The following is a 16,457-nucleotide window of genomic DNA, read 5'->3' as shown; positions in this document are numbered from 1 at the left end:
CCCCTATTGTATCCTATGGAGCCTCCGCTCACAAATGCAACAGAAGCAATGGCGGTTGCACCATTGCTTCTGCTTGTTTTTTATGGAATCGATGTCCGTGTCAAAATCTGCCGATTAGGAAATACGGTTTTGACCGATTTGGCTAATCTTGATCAAGTTCGTGGAACCTGCGCAGCCGGTAGGCACCCCAGCCGTAATGACAACGAGGTCGCCTTCGGATACGATGCCCGTCTTCACGCCGCCGCGAACCGCTTCATCGAACATTTCGTCTGTCGAATTAGCCGCTTCGCTCTTGACCGTAACGACGCCCCAGGACAGGCACAGTCCGCGCATCACTTGCTCCGATGGAGTGACGGCGATGATTGGCGCCTTCGGACGGTATTTGGATACCATCCGTGCCGTATAGCCTGTCTGCGTAGAGCTGATAATCGCCTTCGCATCCAGATCCAATGCAGAGTTCGCTACCGCTTGGCTGATCGCGTCGGTTACGGTTGCCTGCTGCTTCGAGCTTTGCTTCACCAGAATCTCATGATATTCGAGCGCAGACTCGGCTTTCTCCGCAATGCGGGACATCGTGAGCACCGACTCTACCGGATATTTACCTGCAGCCGTCTCGCCGGACAACATGATTGCATCGGTGCCGTCGAAGATGGCGTTCGCCACGTCGCTCGCTTCGGCGCGGGTCGGACGCGGATTGCGCTGCATGGAATCAAGCATTTGCGTTGCGGTAATGACCGGCTTGCCGGCCAGGTTGCACTTCTCAATCATTCGCTTCTGAACGAGAGGCACTTCTTCCGCCGGAATCTCGACGCCAAGGTCTCCGCGCGCAACCATCAGGCCGTCGGACACTTCCAGGATCTCGTCGAGGTTGTCCACGCCTTCTTGGTTCTCGATTTTCGAGATGATTTGGATATGGCCTGCATTGTTCTCTTCGAGCAGGTTGCGGATCTCCATGACGTCGCTTGCTTTACGCACAAAAGAAGCCGCAATGAAGTCGATACCCTGTTCAATCCCGAAGCGGATATCATTTGCGTCTTTCTCCGTAATGCCCGGCAGGGAAATCTTCACGCCTGGAACGTTTACGCCTTTTTTGCTCTTAATCGTTCCGCCGTTAACGATTTTACATTTGATCTCCGTGCCTTGAATATCAACGACAGACAGTCCGATCAGACCGTCGTCGATTAGAATCGTCGAACCGACTTCCACATCTTGCGGCAATTCTTTATATGTAACCGAGATGCGGTCCTTGTCTCCCATAATTTCTTCCGTCGTCAATGTAACATATTCGTCCTGAACGAGGTCAATCGGCTCTACGGCCAATTTTCCCGTACGGATTTCCGGGCCTTTGGTATCAAGCAAGATAGCAACTGTCTTGTTCAACTCGGCGCAAGCCTGGCGAATATTTTTGATGCGGTTGCCGTGCTCTTTGAAGTCGCCGTGCGAGAAGTTCAGTCGAGCGACGTTCATGCCGGCCATAATCAAATTCTTGATGTTTTCCAAGGATTCGCTGGAAGGACCGATCGTACAGACAATTTTCGTTTTACGCATATGAGTTTCCTCCAATGTTGTGCTCTCTTTTTATGTCTACTTTTGCATATCTTGCGTATGCTCTCATCTATCTAATTTACTATAAAACGGCAAGTTTGTATATGAAGATTATCATAATATTTAGTTTTGCCAGCATATACCGTTTTTATGATTCGGTACTTCCGACCTTGGTTTGTTCTTCAAAAACCCCGATGCGGCGGAATTTCTCATAACGGTCCTCCCGCAGTTCATCGGCGCTCATCTCCAGCAGGTCTGACAGATGGCGGACAAGCGCTGCTTTGACTTCGGCTGAAGCAGCTTCCACATCTTTGTGGGCTCCGCCACGCGGCTCGGGAATGATCTCCTCGATGACGTCCATTTCCTTCAGATCGTCTGCCGTAATCTTCATCGCTTCCGCTGCCTCTTCGGCCTTCGACGCGTCCTTCCACAGAATGGAGGCCGCCCCGTTCGGGGAGATGGCGGAATAGATCGCATTTTCGAGCATCAGCACGCGGTTGCCCACGCCCAAAGCCAAGGCTCCGCCGCTGCCGCCCTCGCCGATAACGACACATATGACCGGAACGCGGAGCAGCATCATATCCCGCAAATTGCGTGCGATCGCCTCGGATTGACCGCGCTCTTCCGCCGTATTGCCCGGATAGGCGCCCTTCGTGTCGATAAACGTAATGATCGGGCGCTTGAACTTGTCCGCTTGCTGCATCAGGCGCAGCGCCTTGCGGAAGCCTTCCGGATGGGGGCTCCCGAAAAAGCGGGCAATATTGTCCTTCGTATCCTTCCCGCGCTGATGGCCGATAACCGTGACGGGAATGCCGTTCAGACGCGCCAATCCGCCGACGATCGCAAGATCGTCGCCGAACAGGCGGTCTCCATGCAGTTCGATGAAATCGGTAAAAATATGCTGAATGAAATCAAGCGCGGTCGGACGTTGATGATGTCGTGCCAAGTGCATTTTCTGCGACGGACTGATCGTGGTGTAAATGTCCTCGGCCAGCTTGGCGTAACGCTGCTCCAACCGGGCGATCTCTTCAGTAAAGTCTATGTTCTTTTCTTCGCCGAACCGCTTTAGCTCGTCAATTTTCTTCTTCAACTCTACCAAAGGCTGCTCGAACGGAAGCTCACCCGCCATGCGTCACCTCTCCTTTCACGGTATGCAGATCAATCAGCTTGATCAATGTTTGGCGCATATCCTTGCGCGGAACGACCAGATCGATCTGTCCGTGCTTCAAGTTAAATTCCGCCGTCTGGAACTCGTCCGGCAGCTTCTGGCGAATCGTCTGCTCGATGACAATCCGCCCGGCAAAGCCAATTCGCGCGCCTGGCTCCGCCAGAATAATGTCGCCAAGCATCGCGAAGCTGGCCGATACGCCCCCCATCGTCGGATCGGTGAAGACGGAAATATACAAACCGCCGGCCTCATGGAACTTGGCCAGAGCCGCGCTCGTCTTCGCCATCTGCATCAAGCTCAGGATGCTCTCCTGCATCCGCGCTCCCCCGGAGGTGGAGAAGATGATCAGAGGATATTGCTTCTGCTGCGCCGTCTCAATCGCGCGCGTCACCTTCTCGCCGACGACCGAACCCATGCTTCCCGTGAAAAACTCAAAGCTCATGACAGCAACCACAACCGGAAAACCGCCAATGGTGCCTTCGCCGGTAATTACAGCTTCTTTCAAACCCGTCTTTGCTTTTTGAAGATTCAGCTTCTCCATATAATCCGGGAACTGAAGCGGGTCGACCGAATCCATTTCCGCGTCATATTCAAAGAAACGGCCTTCATCCAAGGTCATTTCGATGCGTTCCCACGCATTCAATCGCAGATGATGATTGCACTCCGAGCATACCTTCAGGTTTTTTTGAAATTCTTTATGATACTGAATCGTGCCGCATTTCGGGCATTTGTTCATTAACCCTTCGGGTATTTCACGCTTAGGACGATCATCGTTCATCATCGGCGAAGGTACTGTGGCGTACTTTTTCTTTTGAAATAAGTCTTTAAACACCCGTTACACCTCTTTAGGCGTGATTTCTCAGCAAGGAGCAGCGTTGCGGCTCCCCAGAGATTGTCCTAACCGCAGGCAATAAAAATCGGCTGTCTGAACAACCTAGCGTTCATCCATCAGCCGTCTCATGCATGCAAAATCGAATTGAGCACCTCTTGAACTTCCTCGACTTCCCCGGAAGGTACCAGGATTTCAAATTGTTGTTTGGAGAGATGGACAGGGCGAACCTGAACGAGAAATCCTTCCTCTGTCAATCTGATCCGGATCTTCTCTGCTAAATTGGCAGTCGGAGCGATGTAGATGACTGTCCACATGCGCGTATGACCCCCCTAACGTCCCAAGTACGGCTCATATAATGCCATAATGATAACATAATTGACATTTTCACCGCAACCAAATCCGGTGGAATCGTTAGCCGTCATGTATGTCAGGGGAGTCTTCGGAACACTCGATCAAGCTACAGCGCTTCATCTGCCGCATCATAGCTGCGCGCGTCCCGATTCCGGTGAGCGATGCGGGCGGAAGCCGCCGCCGCCAATCCGGCGACGATATCGTCGAGAAAGACATGCACCTGCTCCCGGTTATCGTTGAGTTCGCGGATGACGCCGATCTTCGCTTTGTCCAAATAGCCGAAGCTCGTTAATCCAATCATGCCGTATACGTTCGTAATCCCCATCGCGAGCGTCTCGTCCACTCCGTACAAGGATTCATCCGCTTCCATAATCGATTGCAGCGGCTCGGGCAGCCGCTTCTGCTCCGCCAGCTCATCCAGCGCAATGCCGGTGATGAGCGTATACTGCACTTCCCGCTTGCGGATGACCGTCCGCACGCTATCCAGGCACGCTTCCATCGTCAGCGACGCATTGTAAGGCGACTGAAGCTGATACACGATGTCCGCGATGCTGTCCAGGGTGACACCCCGCCGTTTGAGCCATTGCTCGGCCATATCGGTCGGCATGGCGATCCCCTCCCTTCCCAGTCCTCCGTTCGGACTTGTCTCCTGCATCTGAGACGTATCTAAAATGTATGCGGAAGGGCGAGGAAATGTTCACCGCTTCATCATTATTTTACGCGTACGCTTCCTTCGCCGAAGAGCGCCTCGATGCGCTTGAACAGGTCCGGCGAAGGCTTCAGCGCGTACGAGTCGTTCAGCGCGAGAAGCTGCTGCTCGCGCTCGTAGAACAGCACGGTCGGCAGCGGGCCGGGCTGCGTCCGGAGGAGCCGCTTCAGCTCCTCCAGCAGCTCCGGCCGCTCGCGGTCGGCCGTAATCTTGATGTAGACGCGCTGGCGCTTCGCCTCGCGCGGCGCGCTCTTGGCGCCGGAGCCTGCCGATGGCGCATCCTGCGGCCGGCGGGCCGAAGCCGGGCGCGGCGGCGAGGCGCGGTGTCCGGCGGCGCCGGCCGCTGCGGGCGCGGCGGCGTCCGGCGCGCGCATCCCTGCCGCAAGCGGCTTCCGCCGCCGGGCGGCGAGGCGCTTCGCCAGGCCGGAGATCGCGCCGGCCTCGAGCGGCACCACCTCGTGGGCGAGCAGCTTGAAGCCCTCGTCCTCAAGCTGCACCTTCGCCTGCACCGCCACGAGCGCGCCCTTGCCGACGAGCCGCTCCGCCCGCTTCCACACTTCGGGGAATAGCACGATTTCGGCCCTTTCCACGCGGTCCTCCAGCTCGGCGAAGGCCATCGGCTTGCCCTTCTTCGTCGTAATGGCGCGGAGGGACACGATCATGCCGGCGACGATGCACTCGCTCTCGTCTGGCGCTTCGTGCAGGTCGACAAGCCGGTCGGTATCGAGCTCCTCCAGCAATTGATCATATTCGTCCAGCGGATGCCCGGACAGATAGAGGCCGAGCAATTCCCGCTCCAGCTCCAGCTGCTGCGACATCGTTAGCGGCTGGACCTCGGGATAATCGATCGTCCAGTTGTTCACCTCGACGAGGTCAAGGAATTGGATCTGCAAATCCTCCCGATCCTTCCGCCACTTCGCGGCCGCCTCCAGCGTCTCGTCGATCATGGCCAGCAATTGGGCGCGGTGCCCCGGCAAGGAATCGAAGGCTCCGCCTTGGATGAGCGACTCGATGACCCGCCGGTTGCAGACCCGCAGATCGACCCGCCGGCAAAAATCGAGCAAATCCGCATAAGGCCGCTCCTGCCGCTCGCGAATAATGCTGTCGATCGCCAGCGTGCCGACGTTCTTGATCGCGCCCAGGCCGAAGCGGATGCCGCCCGCGACCGGCGTGAACGGCACGAAGCTCTCGTTGACATCCGGCGGCAGCACCTCGATGCCGAGCCGCCGGCAATCGTCGATATATTCCGCCACCTTCCGGTGGCTGCCCATATTGGCCGTCAGCATGGACGCCATGAATTCTGTCGGATAATGCGCCTTGAGATAAGCCGTCTGGAAGGCGAGCACGGCATACGCCGCCGCATGGGCGCGCGGGAAGCCGTAGTCGGCGAAGCGGACGATCATGTCGTACACCCGGTTCGCTTCCTCCGCTGAATAACCCTGCCCCAGACTGCCTTCCACGAAATGCTGGCGCTGCTGATCCAGCACTTCGCGCTTCTTCTTCGACACAGCACGCCGCAGCAAATCCGCTTCCCCCAGGCTGAAGCCCGCCATCTTGGAAGCGATGTGCATAATCTGCTCCTGATAGACGATAATTCCATAGGTGTCCCGAAGAATCGGCTCCAGATCGGGATGCGGGTATTCCACCGGCTTCAGGCCGTGCTTGCTCTGAATAAAATTCGGGATGAACTCCATCGGACCCGGCCGGTATAATGCAAGAACGGATATGATATCCTCGAACGACGATGGCTTCAATTCCCGCAGCACGCGGCGCATGCCGGCCGATTCCAACTGGAATACGCCCGTCGTATCCCCTCTGCACATAAGCGCATAGGTGGCCGGATCCGTGTCGTCGAGCACGTTCAGGCCGATCTCGTCTCCCGTATCCTTCTTCACCCAGCCAAGCGTGCGCTCGATAATCGATAACGTGCGCAGGCCGAGAAAGTCCATCTTCAGCAGCCCGACCGCTTCCAGATGCTCCATCGAATATTGCGTAAGCGCCGCGTGTTCGGTCCCGGCCTGCAGCGGCACATAATCCGTCAGCGGCTCGCGGCTGATGACGACGCCCGCCGCGTGGGTCGAAGCGTGGCGCGGCATCCGCTCCACCTTCGCCGCCATGTCCAGCAGCTCGCCGATGCGGGGCTGGCGCTCCTTCCATTCGCGCAGCTCGCTGCTTGCGTTCAGCGCCTTGGCGAGCGTCATGCCAATCTGGTTCGGGATGAGCTTAGCCGCCCGATCCGTCTCGTTATACGGCACGTTCAACACCCGGCCGACATCCCGCACGGCCGCGCGCGCGGCCATCGTGCCGAAGGTGATGATCTGCGCGACCCGGTCATGGCCATATTTGTCCGCCACATAGCGGATGACTTCGTCGCGCCGCTCGTCATTGAAATCGATGTCGATATCCGGCATCGTAATCCGTTCAGGATTGAGGAACCGCTCGAACAGCAGCCGGTATTTAAGCGGGTCCACATTTGTAATGCGCAGGCTGTAGGCAACCAGACTGCCGGCGGACGACCCCCGGCCAGGCCCGGTCATAATGCCCTGCTCATGCGCGAAGCGGATGAAATCCCACACGATGAGGAAATAATCGGAGAACCCCATCTTCTCGATCGTGTCCAGCTCGTAGTTGAGCCGCTCCTGCGCCGCCGCGCGGAACTCCTCGTCCGACCAGGCGGGCCGATCCGCATAGCGCCGTTCAAGCCCTTCCTGGCAGAGCCGGCGCAAATAATCGGGGGCGGACACCCCCGGCGGCAGCGGCTCGAAGGAAGGAAGAATCGAGGCGCCAAGGTCCAGGGTCACTTGACATTGCTCCGCAATGCGAGCCGTATTGGCAACCGCCTCCGGAACGTGGCGGAACAGCGCGTTCATCTCCTCCGCCGACTTGAAGTACATCTGGGTCGTCCCCATCTTCAGCCGATCCTCGTCTTCCTTCGTCTTGCCCGTGCCGATGCAGATGAGGACATCCTGCACCGCGGCGTCCTCTTCCTCCATATAATGAACATCATTCGTAACCGCAAGCGGAATGCCCGTCGCCTCGCTGAGCGCGACAAGGCCGAGATTGACCTTCTTCTGCTCGGGCAGCCCGTGGTCCTGCAGCTCCAGATAGAATCCGTCCTTGAATATATCGCGATAGCGTTCCGCCGCCTCCCGGGCGGCCTCTTCGCGCCCGTGGAGCACATGCCGGGACACCTCTCCTCCAAGGCAGGCGCTCAGCGCGATGATGCCGTCCGCATGCCGGCGCAGCGTGTCCATGTCCACTCGCGGCTTATAGTGAAATCCTTCCAAATGCCCGATGGACGTAATCCGCATCAGATTGCGGTAGCCTTCTTCGTTCTTCGCCAGCAGAATCAGGTGATAGATCGGCTGCTCCTTGCGCGAGCCCTTATCATGAAGCGACCCGGGCGTAACATAGGCCTCCATGCCGATAATCGGCTTGACGCCGTGCGCTAGGCAAGCTTTGTAGAAGGCGATGGTCCCGTACATGACCCCATGATCCGTAAGCGCCAGCGCTTTCATCCCATATTGAGCCGCCCGCGCGGCCAGATTCTCGATGCGGGCCGCACCGTCAAGCAGGCTGTATTCACTGTGAACGTGCAGGTGCACGAACGGTTCCATAGCCTTCCCCTCCCCTTCTTGTGCCATGCCATGTATGGGAACATATTTTCGTCTATCTTGTATTGTATCATATTTTTTCACGGAAATTCTATATATGTATAAAGGACATCTTGTCCGCCGGGCACCCGCGGGAGCAGGAAAGGAGAAACCATGCAATGGGTACGTTTCTGTCCAAAGCGCTCATCGATTTTTTCATCGCCTTCGGCGTTGTGCTGGGCGGATCAATACTGGCCGGCATCGGAGCCGTCGTCGCGCTGCAATCGCCGGTCGATACGATGCAGCATATTTCCGAGCAATTGAAAATATGGGCCGTCGTCGCCGCCGTCGGCGGAACGATCGACCCGATACGCGTCATCGAAAGCAACTTCCTGGACGGGAACCTCTCCCCGGTCTTCAAGCAGCTTCTCTACATCCTCGTCTCCTTCATCGGCGCCCATATGGGAACCGAGCTGATTCAATGGATATGCCGAAGCCGAATCTAGCCGCAGAAAAGCGCCGGCCGCGAGAGGGGGCGGGCCTATGCGGCTGAAGGCAGTACCAAGATGGCTGGGCGACATCGCGCTCGTCCTGGTCGGAACCGTCATTGGCGCGGCGGTATATCATGCGATGCACGTGCACCAGTTCAACGAGTTGATGATGATGAACATCGACCTGCAGGACAGGCTGGCCCATTATAAGGCGGAAGCGGAGGATCTGCTTCGCTACAAGAACCGGCGGACGATTGTCAAAAGCATCGAGGTTCATATTTATGAGCCCGCCACGGGCACGGCTCTTCCCCAGGCCCATGAGACCGAGATACGGCGCCGCCTGCTCAAGGATTTATCCGGCTTGAAGGGCAGGGACGTCTTCCAGATTGACGAACATTCGAAGCTGGTCGAGGGTCTCTTGGCCAACAAGATATATCCCGATGTGCAAGAGAAGGACTACACCGTGCTGCTGCGCACGATGCTTGTCACCGAGGGCGTGCTCCACGTTTGGGTCGATGTCAAACCTTATATTCCGGCAAAGGTGCCCTAAATATTGGGATGCGGCGGAATCTGTGGTACACTAGGGACAGCCATAACCTATGAAAAGCATGTGAGAAGGAGAGTTCTTCCTGATGGAATGGATTCAATGGACGCTGTTCCTGTTACTGTGCATCTCATCCGTGCTGTCCGTCTTTTTCAGCATCCGCTCCCGGCGGCAGACGGACACGGTGCTCCGCGGCCTGTTCGCGGCCAGAATGAACATCTGCATGGGACTGATGCTGCTCTGCCTGGCCGGCATTCAGGCGATCGTGTACTCCGCCTCGACAATGCGCATCATTGTCGGCGCCGTCGTCATGCTGCTCGGGCTGTTCAATCTGCTGGCCGGCGTGCGCAACCATATGCACTTCCAGCGCATTCTGGACGGGGTCGGCTCCTCGAAATAAGCCGCCGCACATCCATGCGCCCTCGCATGATGGCGCATAAATAGCCTCTGCCCACGGTGGGCAGAGGCTATTCGCCGTTGAAAGGCGGGAATCAGTCGTGATCAATCGACTGCATCGTCATCATCGCTTTGGCCGCCAGCACCTCTCCGTGCCGAATCTCAACCTCCAGCTTGCAGAACTTCCGGCTCATTTCGATCAACTGGGGCTTCAAAGTGACAACATCTTCAATCTGGAGCGGACGGACGAAATACGTGGTGATATTGTCCATCACGTGATCATAGCTCCGCATCTCCTTCACCGCCCGCAGCGCGGCTTGCGTCATCAGCGTCGTCAGTATGCCCTCCGACACCGCGCCGAAGCCGTTGACCATCTGGGGCGTAATCCCCCCGCGGAATATCGGATTTCCTTCCTCGTCCCGCTGTTCCTCGAAGCCGTTCCATATCAAATCAACGAATGTCTCGCCCAATTGCGTCTCCTGGCGCGCGTCCCGGAGCGCATTCAGCACCTCGCGGCGCGTCACGACGGCAATCAGCTTCCGGCTCCGATCGACGACAGGAAGCAGTTCCACCCCTTCCCACACCATCGTATGGGCGGCCGTCGCCAGCGTTGTCTGCAGCGTGGCCGTCAGCGGGTTTCGCGTATACAGCTTCTCGATCGTCTGCTGCGAATCCGCGCCGAGCATATCCTTATACGTCATCATCCCGATGACGCGGTTCCATTCGTCCACGACCGGGAAGCGGCTGTGCCCCGTCTCTTCCCGCATCCGCTCGAAATCATGCACTGTGCTCGAAGGACGCAGCACATACATTTTCGATTTCAACGTGACGATATCCTCGATGATCATAATCTTCTTCTTGATTAAGCGGTCGAACAGCGCGCGGTTAATGATCGAGGCGACGGTGAACGTGTCATATTTCGACGAAAAAATCGGCAGATTCAGCGCATCGGCCAGCAGCTTGACCTCGCGGCTCGTGCCGAATCCCCCGGTGATCAGGACGCCGGCGCCGTGCTGCAAGGCAAGCCGGTGCGCATCCTCCCGGTTCCCGACGATAAGCAGGCTGCCGGCATCGATATAGCGCTCCATCGCGTCGAGCTTCATCGCCCCGATGACATATTTGTTCAGCGTCTTCTCAAGACCTTTGCCGCCGCCCAGCACATGCCCGCCTAATATGTCGACCACTTCGCCGAAGGTCAGGTTGTCCGACATATTTCGCGGCTTCTTCTCGACGCGGACCGTCCCTATCCGCTCCTTCGTAATGACGATGCCGATGCTCTCGGCCTCTTTGACGGCGCGGTAAGCGGTCCCCTCGCTCACCGACATCTCCTTCGCCAGCTTGCGGACCGATATTTTCGTTCCCGGCTTCAAGCCCTCGATATGATGGAGCAACTTCTCATACTTCGTGACCGTCCCATCATTCCCTTCCATCTGTTACACCCCCGAACTCCGATCTGTTGTATGCTGTATTTATGATAGCATATCTTTAAAGAACGATGCAAAAAAATCGGTTCCGGTGGTTTGATCCCCTATCATGCAGGGGGATTCTCTCTTCATTGGCGCTGCTGCGCTGTTGGAGTACTATGTAGTGGCGCATTATATTCTGGCGGCAGTGGATTATAACAGCAGATTTATATTCTTTTGTATTCTTATTAGCAGTCTCCCAACCTCTCAGGCGCCTCGGGCAATACCGGGCGGTCAACTGCCCACCGATTATATTGCCTCCTCTAATGCTCATTCTCTCATGCGCTTAGGTCCCCTCGCTGCCTTACGCGCACTCTCCCATCCCGTCAGGCTCCTCCGCTGTCTTACTCGCACTCTCCCATCCTGTCAGAAGACTTCCATTCGCACACTTCCAACCGTTCAACCCGTCAATGCCGTCATCTTGGTTCCATCATCTATTGAACTGGTCAATGCGCCATCACCTATTCAATCCTGACTTTTCTCGCAAAAAGGGGAGTATTCCATGAAAATACTTCTACCCAAAAAAATGCACTGAACCTCTGTTCACTGTTACGTCCAGCGTGGACCACATTAGGGATGCCTGATGCTCCGTGGCGCAGACGGCCTGCAAGCGGCATGCAGACGGCAAGTTGCTGGCATGCGAGGCGGACCAAGGCGGGTGCCGGGAAAATGCAAATGCCCTTCATACAGCAGGACGAGAGCGTGGGATAAGTCATCGTATCTTTTTCTCTTATCCGTTGGGATATTGGTCATAAGAGGAAAACAAGGGTCATCTGCTAACCCGAAATAAGGGGGACTTCTTTACGTATTTACGACAGCTTGTCCTTTCTGACCTACGGGGATACTCGCCATCGCTCAAAAATAGAACCGCCCACGATAAGGGCGGCCGTTTTACATCGTTCACCTCAATGAATGATAGATATTTTCGGTATACTTCGTGATGGCTTCGTCGTAATCCGGATAGTTGTATCCGAGACTTGCGGCCACAGTCTTAGCGTATGTGCGGAATAGTTCATAGCAAGTAAATAAAGACTGCCACATTTCTTCATAACGGTTCTGCGAATAGGTGGAGAGCAGCCTTTTCCAGTCTTCCTGCGGAAGGTAGCGATCAATAAATTTATAGTTCTTCCCTACGCTGAAGTTGTATCCATGCTCGGAGCCAATCTGCCAAGCCATCATTCGCAATAGGTTCGGCCGCGCAATCTCGTTCAAATGGTCGATCGCAAACAGGAGTTCTTTTCTCGCCAAGCCTTTGACGACGTAGGTTGCCACCATCCAGAACTCATTGCAGCAATCATCAAATTCTCTTGCAGTCGGCCTTTTTATCCAATATTGACGGTCATCAGCGATCACTTCGTTCTGGATACGAGCATCCTTATCAAGCAGAACCCCCACCAACCCGTCGCTCTTGTCAAAATAATCCTCCACCTCGTTCATCGGAATAAGGGTGAGGTCTAATTTATTTCCATCCTCAAAAAGAATGATATAGGAAAACCAATTCCCTAACTCCGACGGAAAAAGCTCCATATCCTCGGGTTTTTGCATCATCAGCCGCTTCCCGAATAGGTCCAGCCACTGGTCATTTTCCTTGAACGATTCCATATCGGTTACAAAGTAAGAAATGTCATAATCTTGGAACGTATCCGGGGGAATATTGCGGTTTGTACGCGAGCCTTCCAAGGTGACCAGTCGGATTCGCTGATCCTTTCTGGCGAAATCGACAAGAAGATTCATCATTTCTTGTTCACTTCTCAATGGATAGTCCTCCGTTCTTAACCTTTTATCTTTTGTAGAAGGAAAAGCAGAGCGTCTCTATGGCCGCATCACTTGCACGAAGGCCGATGTTCGTTCCTTTCCCGCTCAGGACATGAAATCGCGAGCTTGTTTTACTTATTCGACGTAAGATTTTCATTTTCCTGGTTGTCTTCGTAACGGAACCATTGTTCGCAACTGTCGGCATATCAACATCACAGCTTAACGCAGCCAGCACGAAAAAAAGACGCCGGAACGAAATGTTCCAAGCGTCTTTTCACGATCTTTCTCTGCGCCGGTTCAGGCTGCAGCCGCAGCGTCAGCCGGTCACCGCGGTTGTATCCGTCGACTGCTCCGTCTTCGCCAGCTTCCGGTGGCTGAGAATGAAATAGATCCAGCTGCCGATAAGCGACAGGACGAGGAAGATGGACAGCTTGCCGAGATTCAACCAGACGTATTGGATGTCGCCCAGCGACACGACGCCGCGGAAGGCCCGGATGGTGTAGGTCATCGGGAACCAAGGGTGCAGCATCTGGAAAAATTTCGGCGTTAATTCAATCGGGAATGTGCCTGCCGTCGATGACAGCTGGAACACGAGCAGCAAAATGATAATGAAGCGCCCTACGTTCCCGAATGAGGTAATGAAAAATTGGATCATGGCAAAGAACGTTAAGCTGGTAACGAGACAGACGACGAAGAACATCGGCACGTTCGTGACCGGCAAATGAATCACATTGAGGACGACCAGTCCGGCAATGGCAACCTGCAGAACGCTCTCCACCGTCATGAACCCGTATTTGCTCGTCATCCAGGCCGTGCCGGAAGGCGGCCGGTTGTAGGTCTCCCGCAGCGGATAGACCATCGAGAACATCAATGCCCCGACGAAAAATCCAAGCGACAGGAAATACGGAGCCATGCCTACGCCGTAGGTCGTGACATCATGATTCGCGACTTTATCGCTGCCAACCGGAGACGTAATCATTTCATATGTCTTATCGGTCGGGTTCTGCTGCGCTTTATCCGCGCCTTCCTGCAGCTTCCGGCGAAGCTCCGCGCCGCCGGATAACAGCTGCTCCTGACCGTCCAGCAGCTGCTCGAATCCGCCGTTGATCGCATCCTTCGCTTGATCGACCTGATTCAGCATATCGCTCATCTTGACGAAGATCATGTCCTGCACCTTTTTGGCGGCTTCCTTCAGCTTCATCTCCGCCATGTCGTGCAGCATGTCACGGGCCATCGGCTCCAGACTGTTCACCTTGTCGTCGGCCGCCTGATGAATCTTGGTGAGAATCTCCGGCGTCATCCGATCCAGCTCGTCGTTCGCCTTCCGATGGAGGCCCGCCACGACCTTCGGCTCGTACTCCATCCATTTGGAATCGACCGTGTCATGAAGCTTGTCGGTGAGCTGTTTCGATTTTTCCTGATAAATATCTTCGGCAACGAGATGCGCCTTGGCCAGCAGCTTCGGCGCCAGCTCATTCGCTTTGGACATCGCCACCTGCTGGGCGAGCGAACGCACCTGCGGATAGACCTGATCGAACTTCTGGTCCGCCGCCTGATGCAGCTTGGCGAGCAGGGCCGGCTTCAACTTGTCGAGCTCCTTGTTGACCATGTTGTTCAAATCCTGCTTCACCTTGTCGCGCAGCTGCTCCAGATTGGCTTGAGTCAGGTTTTCTTCGATCTGGGATCGAACCTCTTCGAGCTGCTTCTTCGCCGCTTCCCACTGCTGCTGGAGCTCCGGAGGCAGCTTCTCGCCGATAGGCTTCAGCTTCTCTTCCAGTTGATCAAGGTTCGCCTGGATTTTACCCAACTGCTCCTTCCCGCGCTTGATGGCCTCGTCGAAGAGCTGATCCACTTTCTCATCGATGTAACGGTTCAGCGTCGAACGGATCGAGCTGTCGACATTGTCGTACTCCTTGTCAATAATGCTGTGCATCTTCACCCGGGCAGCCGGCTCCATCTCGGTAATCGACTTGTCGACCTCCCGGCTGATTTTGCCCAGCACCTGATTCAGATTGTTGTTGTACGCGTTGTCGATTTCCTGATGCAGCTTCTTGCGGATTTCCGCCCCATAGATGACGGACTGCTTATCGATTTGCTCGTGAAGCTTCTCCTTCGACAATAGCGAGTACTCATTGACCATATCGTCGATCCGCGTATGCACGGTATCATATACAACCTTGGTGTACTTCTCGGCTTCGGTATCGATGTCTTGATGGACCTTCTTGATCAGCTCCGGCTTCTTTGTATCCATCGTTTTGTCTATTTCATCATGAATCAGCCGATCGAGCTTCTTCTCGTTCTCGGCCAGCATCTTCTCGACCATCGTCTCCGCTTCCGCCGTCTTCGAGTCGACCTGCGCATTCAACTCGTCCCGGAACATCTCGATTCCGTCGCCCAACTGGCTCAGACCGTCCTCGATTTTGCCCGCCCCTTCGCTGGCGGCCCCCAATCCTTCCGCAACGGTGCCGATCGCATTGAACATCTGCTCGACATAGGTCTCCGTCACCTTTTGCGACAGCTCCGATTTGATGCTCTGCACGACCTTGTCGGAGATTTGACCGGACAAGAAATTGTAGCTGCTGTTCTCCTTATAGATCAGATTCATCGGCTTCGGATTGGGGTCGAGAATCGTGGTCGCGTTATGCGACATCTCTTCCGGCACGATAATAAGCAAATAATACTTGTTCTCGCTTAATCCGCGCTCGCCCTCCTTGCGCGACACGAAATGGAAGTCGACCGCATCATTGCTGTGCAGCTTCTCAATCAGCTCGCGCCCAATCGCGATCTCCTTGCCTTCATACATCACCGGCCGATCCTCATTCACGACTGCGACAGGCATGTTTTTCACATTGCTGTACGGATCCCAGTTCGCCACCAAGTAGACGCCGCTGTACAGCAGCGGAATAACCAGGAGACCGAGTACCGGAACCAGGACATCCTTCGAACGGACAACCCCCATAAATTCCGACCAAAAAAACCGAAGACTCTTCATGCTGTCACCTCCTCACTGACCGAATGACCATTTTGTTAAAATAGTTCTGACTTTGCAGATGTTTGATATTATACCTCCCGCCTTTTCAGAATTCAAACAGATTATTTTTGGCAAATCCCCTTAAAATGGTTCAAAAAAGGATGAAAACGGATATAAGAACAGCGTTTTTCTTTTGTTTTAAAATAATCGCGCACGGTCAGCTCGCGGCATGGAAGAAAGGGGCGCGCACCGGCGCCTGAAGCTACGAAAAATGTATGCGACGGGAAGCCCGGACATGAAAAAAGGGGGTGTCTCACAGGCACTGCGAAATGATGGAGATGACGAGGTAACAGAGAATGTGGATGCGGGAAAAACGGCGGCGCAACTGGTGGAAGATGGATGAAGCAGTGAAATGCTGCGTGGATGCATCAATTTCTGCTCTTTCAGCCGCTATTTGATGAAATTCCTGCAAAAGTACATGATGTTCATCGATTTTTGTCTTTTATCGATTGGATAGTCAGAAATTGATGCCGTTTTGCAGGATTCCCTGTAACGGAGTACACGTCATAAAGGAAAAGTGTAGTTTTGCAGTTTTTCGGCGAGTCGAGCTGAGAATCAGGGGGGGCTGTCTCACTGTAG

The 16,457-nt window shown here is 55.1% G+C and carries 12 protein-coding genes; 3 read left to right on the top strand and 9 right to left on the bottom strand.

The annotated features are described in order from the left end of the window. Positions 1-114: 114 nt before the first annotated feature. The 6 genes from pyk to OCY70_RS20645 form a co-directional block, all read right to left on the bottom strand. On the bottom strand, positions 115-1,548 hold the full coding sequence (gene pyk, locus OCY70_RS20670) for a pyruvate kinase (RefSeq protein ID WP_213425971.1): 1,434 nt from the start codon (positions 1,546-1,548) through the stop codon (positions 115-117). 145 nt (positions 1,549-1,693) lie between these two features. Further along, positions 1,694-2,674, bottom strand: coding sequence for an acetyl-CoA carboxylase carboxyltransferase subunit alpha (locus tag OCY70_RS20665; protein WP_213425972.1), 981 nt, complete (start codon positions 2,672-2,674; stop codon positions 1,694-1,696). Then, complete coding sequence (gene accD, locus OCY70_RS20660) at positions 2,664-3,545, bottom strand: acetyl-CoA carboxylase, carboxyltransferase subunit beta (protein WP_213425973.1); 882 nt, start codon at positions 3,543-3,545, stop codon at positions 2,664-2,666. The genes OCY70_RS20665 and accD overlap by 11 nt, the downstream gene beginning before the upstream one ends. 125 nt (positions 3,546-3,670) lie before the next feature. Next, the gene (locus tag OCY70_RS20655) at positions 3,671-3,859 is read right to left on the bottom strand and encodes a glutamate decarboxylase (protein WP_087445247.1); all 189 of its coding nucleotides are present in this window, start codon (positions 3,857-3,859) and stop codon (positions 3,671-3,673) included. Positions 3,860-4,002: 143 nt separating this feature from the next. Beyond that, a complete protein-coding gene (locus tag OCY70_RS20650) occupies positions 4,003-4,503 on the bottom strand; it encodes a phosphatidylglycerophosphatase A family protein (RefSeq protein ID WP_213425974.1) in 501 nt (166 codons plus the stop codon). A 104-nt stretch (positions 4,504-4,607) separates the two neighbouring features. Beyond that, positions 4,608-8,222: a DNA polymerase III subunit alpha gene (locus tag OCY70_RS20645; RefSeq protein WP_213425975.1), complete on the bottom strand. Its 3,615-nt coding sequence runs from the start codon at positions 8,220-8,222 to the stop codon at positions 4,608-4,610. Positions 8,223-8,377: 155 nt separating this feature from the next. Between OCY70_RS20645 and OCY70_RS20640 the strand changes: the two genes are divergently transcribed. From OCY70_RS20640 to OCY70_RS20630, 3 genes are all read left to right on the top strand, one after another. Next, positions 8,378-8,704 carry a YtrH family sporulation protein gene (locus OCY70_RS20640; protein ID WP_006679841.1) on the top strand — a complete coding sequence of 109 codons (327 nt, stop codon included), beginning with the start codon at positions 8,378-8,380 and terminating at the stop codon, positions 8,702-8,704. Between the two features lie 37 nt (positions 8,705-8,741). Next, a complete protein-coding gene (locus OCY70_RS20635) occupies positions 8,742-9,239 on the top strand; it encodes a hypothetical protein (protein ID WP_213425976.1) in 498 nt (165 codons plus the stop codon). Between the two features lie 82 nt (positions 9,240-9,321). Further along, positions 9,322-9,633 carry a YtpI family protein gene (locus tag OCY70_RS20630; RefSeq protein WP_213425977.1) on the top strand — a complete coding sequence of 104 codons (312 nt, stop codon included), beginning with the start codon at positions 9,322-9,324 and terminating at the stop codon, positions 9,631-9,633. A gap of 91 nt (positions 9,634-9,724) precedes the next feature. Here the strand turns inward: OCY70_RS20630 and OCY70_RS20625 are convergent, their stop codons facing one another. From OCY70_RS20625 to OCY70_RS20615, 3 genes are all read right to left on the bottom strand, one after another. Then, positions 9,725-11,059 carry a DRTGG domain-containing protein gene (locus tag OCY70_RS20625; protein ID WP_213425978.1) on the bottom strand — a complete coding sequence of 445 codons (1,335 nt, stop codon included), beginning with the start codon at positions 11,057-11,059 and terminating at the stop codon, positions 9,725-9,727. Between the two features lie 933 nt (positions 11,060-11,992). Beyond that, positions 11,993-12,847, bottom strand: coding sequence for an aminoglycoside 6-adenylyltransferase (ant(6), locus tag OCY70_RS20620; protein ID WP_213425979.1), 855 nt, complete (start codon positions 12,845-12,847; stop codon positions 11,993-11,995). Between the two features lie 316 nt (positions 12,848-13,163). Next, positions 13,164-15,839, bottom strand: coding sequence for a YhgE/Pip domain-containing protein (locus OCY70_RS20615; protein ID WP_213425980.1), 2,676 nt, complete (start codon positions 15,837-15,839; stop codon positions 13,164-13,166). Between the last annotated feature and the right edge of the window lie 618 nt (positions 15,840-16,457).

The sequence above is a fragment of the Paenibacillus melissococcoides genome, from assembly GCA_944800085.1.
GTDB classification, from domain to species: Bacteria; Bacillota; Bacilli; order Paenibacillales; family Paenibacillaceae; genus Paenibacillus_B; species Paenibacillus_B melissococcoides.
The sequence above is the reverse complement of the archived record's forward strand: the minus strand, read 5'-3'. Positions and strand labels throughout refer to the sequence as shown.

Excerpts from the sequence above, each read along its gene's own strand:
- pyk (WP_213425971.1), bottom strand. The coding sequence starts at position 1,548 with ATGCGTAAAACGAAAATTGTCTGTACGATCGGTCCTTCCAGCGAATCC.
- OCY70_RS20665 (WP_213425972.1), bottom strand. The coding sequence starts at position 2,674 with ATGGCGGGTGAGCTTCCGTTCGAGCAGCCTTTGGTAGAGTTGAAGAAG.
- OCY70_RS20655 (WP_087445247.1), bottom strand. The coding sequence starts at position 3,859 with ATGTGGACAGTCATCTACATCGCTCCGACTGCCAATTTAGCAGAGAAG.
- OCY70_RS20650 (WP_213425974.1), bottom strand. The coding sequence starts at position 4,503 with ATGCCGACCGATATGGCCGAGCAATGGCTCAAACGGCGGGGTGTCACC.
- OCY70_RS20645 (WP_213425975.1), bottom strand. The coding sequence starts at position 8,222 with ATGGAACCGTTCGTGCACCTGCACGTTCACAGTGAATACAGCCTGCTT.
- OCY70_RS20640 (WP_006679841.1), top strand. The coding sequence starts at position 8,378 with ATGGGTACGTTTCTGTCCAAAGCGCTCATCGATTTTTTCATCGCCTTC.
- OCY70_RS20635 (WP_213425976.1), top strand. The coding sequence starts at position 8,742 with ATGCGGCTGAAGGCAGTACCAAGATGGCTGGGCGACATCGCGCTCGTC.
- OCY70_RS20630 (WP_213425977.1), top strand. The coding sequence starts at position 9,322 with ATGGAATGGATTCAATGGACGCTGTTCCTGTTACTGTGCATCTCATCC.
- OCY70_RS20625 (WP_213425978.1), bottom strand. The coding sequence starts at position 11,059 with ATGGAAGGGAATGATGGGACGGTCACGAAGTATGAGAAGTTGCTCCAT.
- OCY70_RS20615 (WP_213425980.1), bottom strand. The coding sequence starts at position 15,839 with ATGAAGAGTCTTCGGTTTTTTTGGTCGGAATTTATGGGGGTTGTCCGT.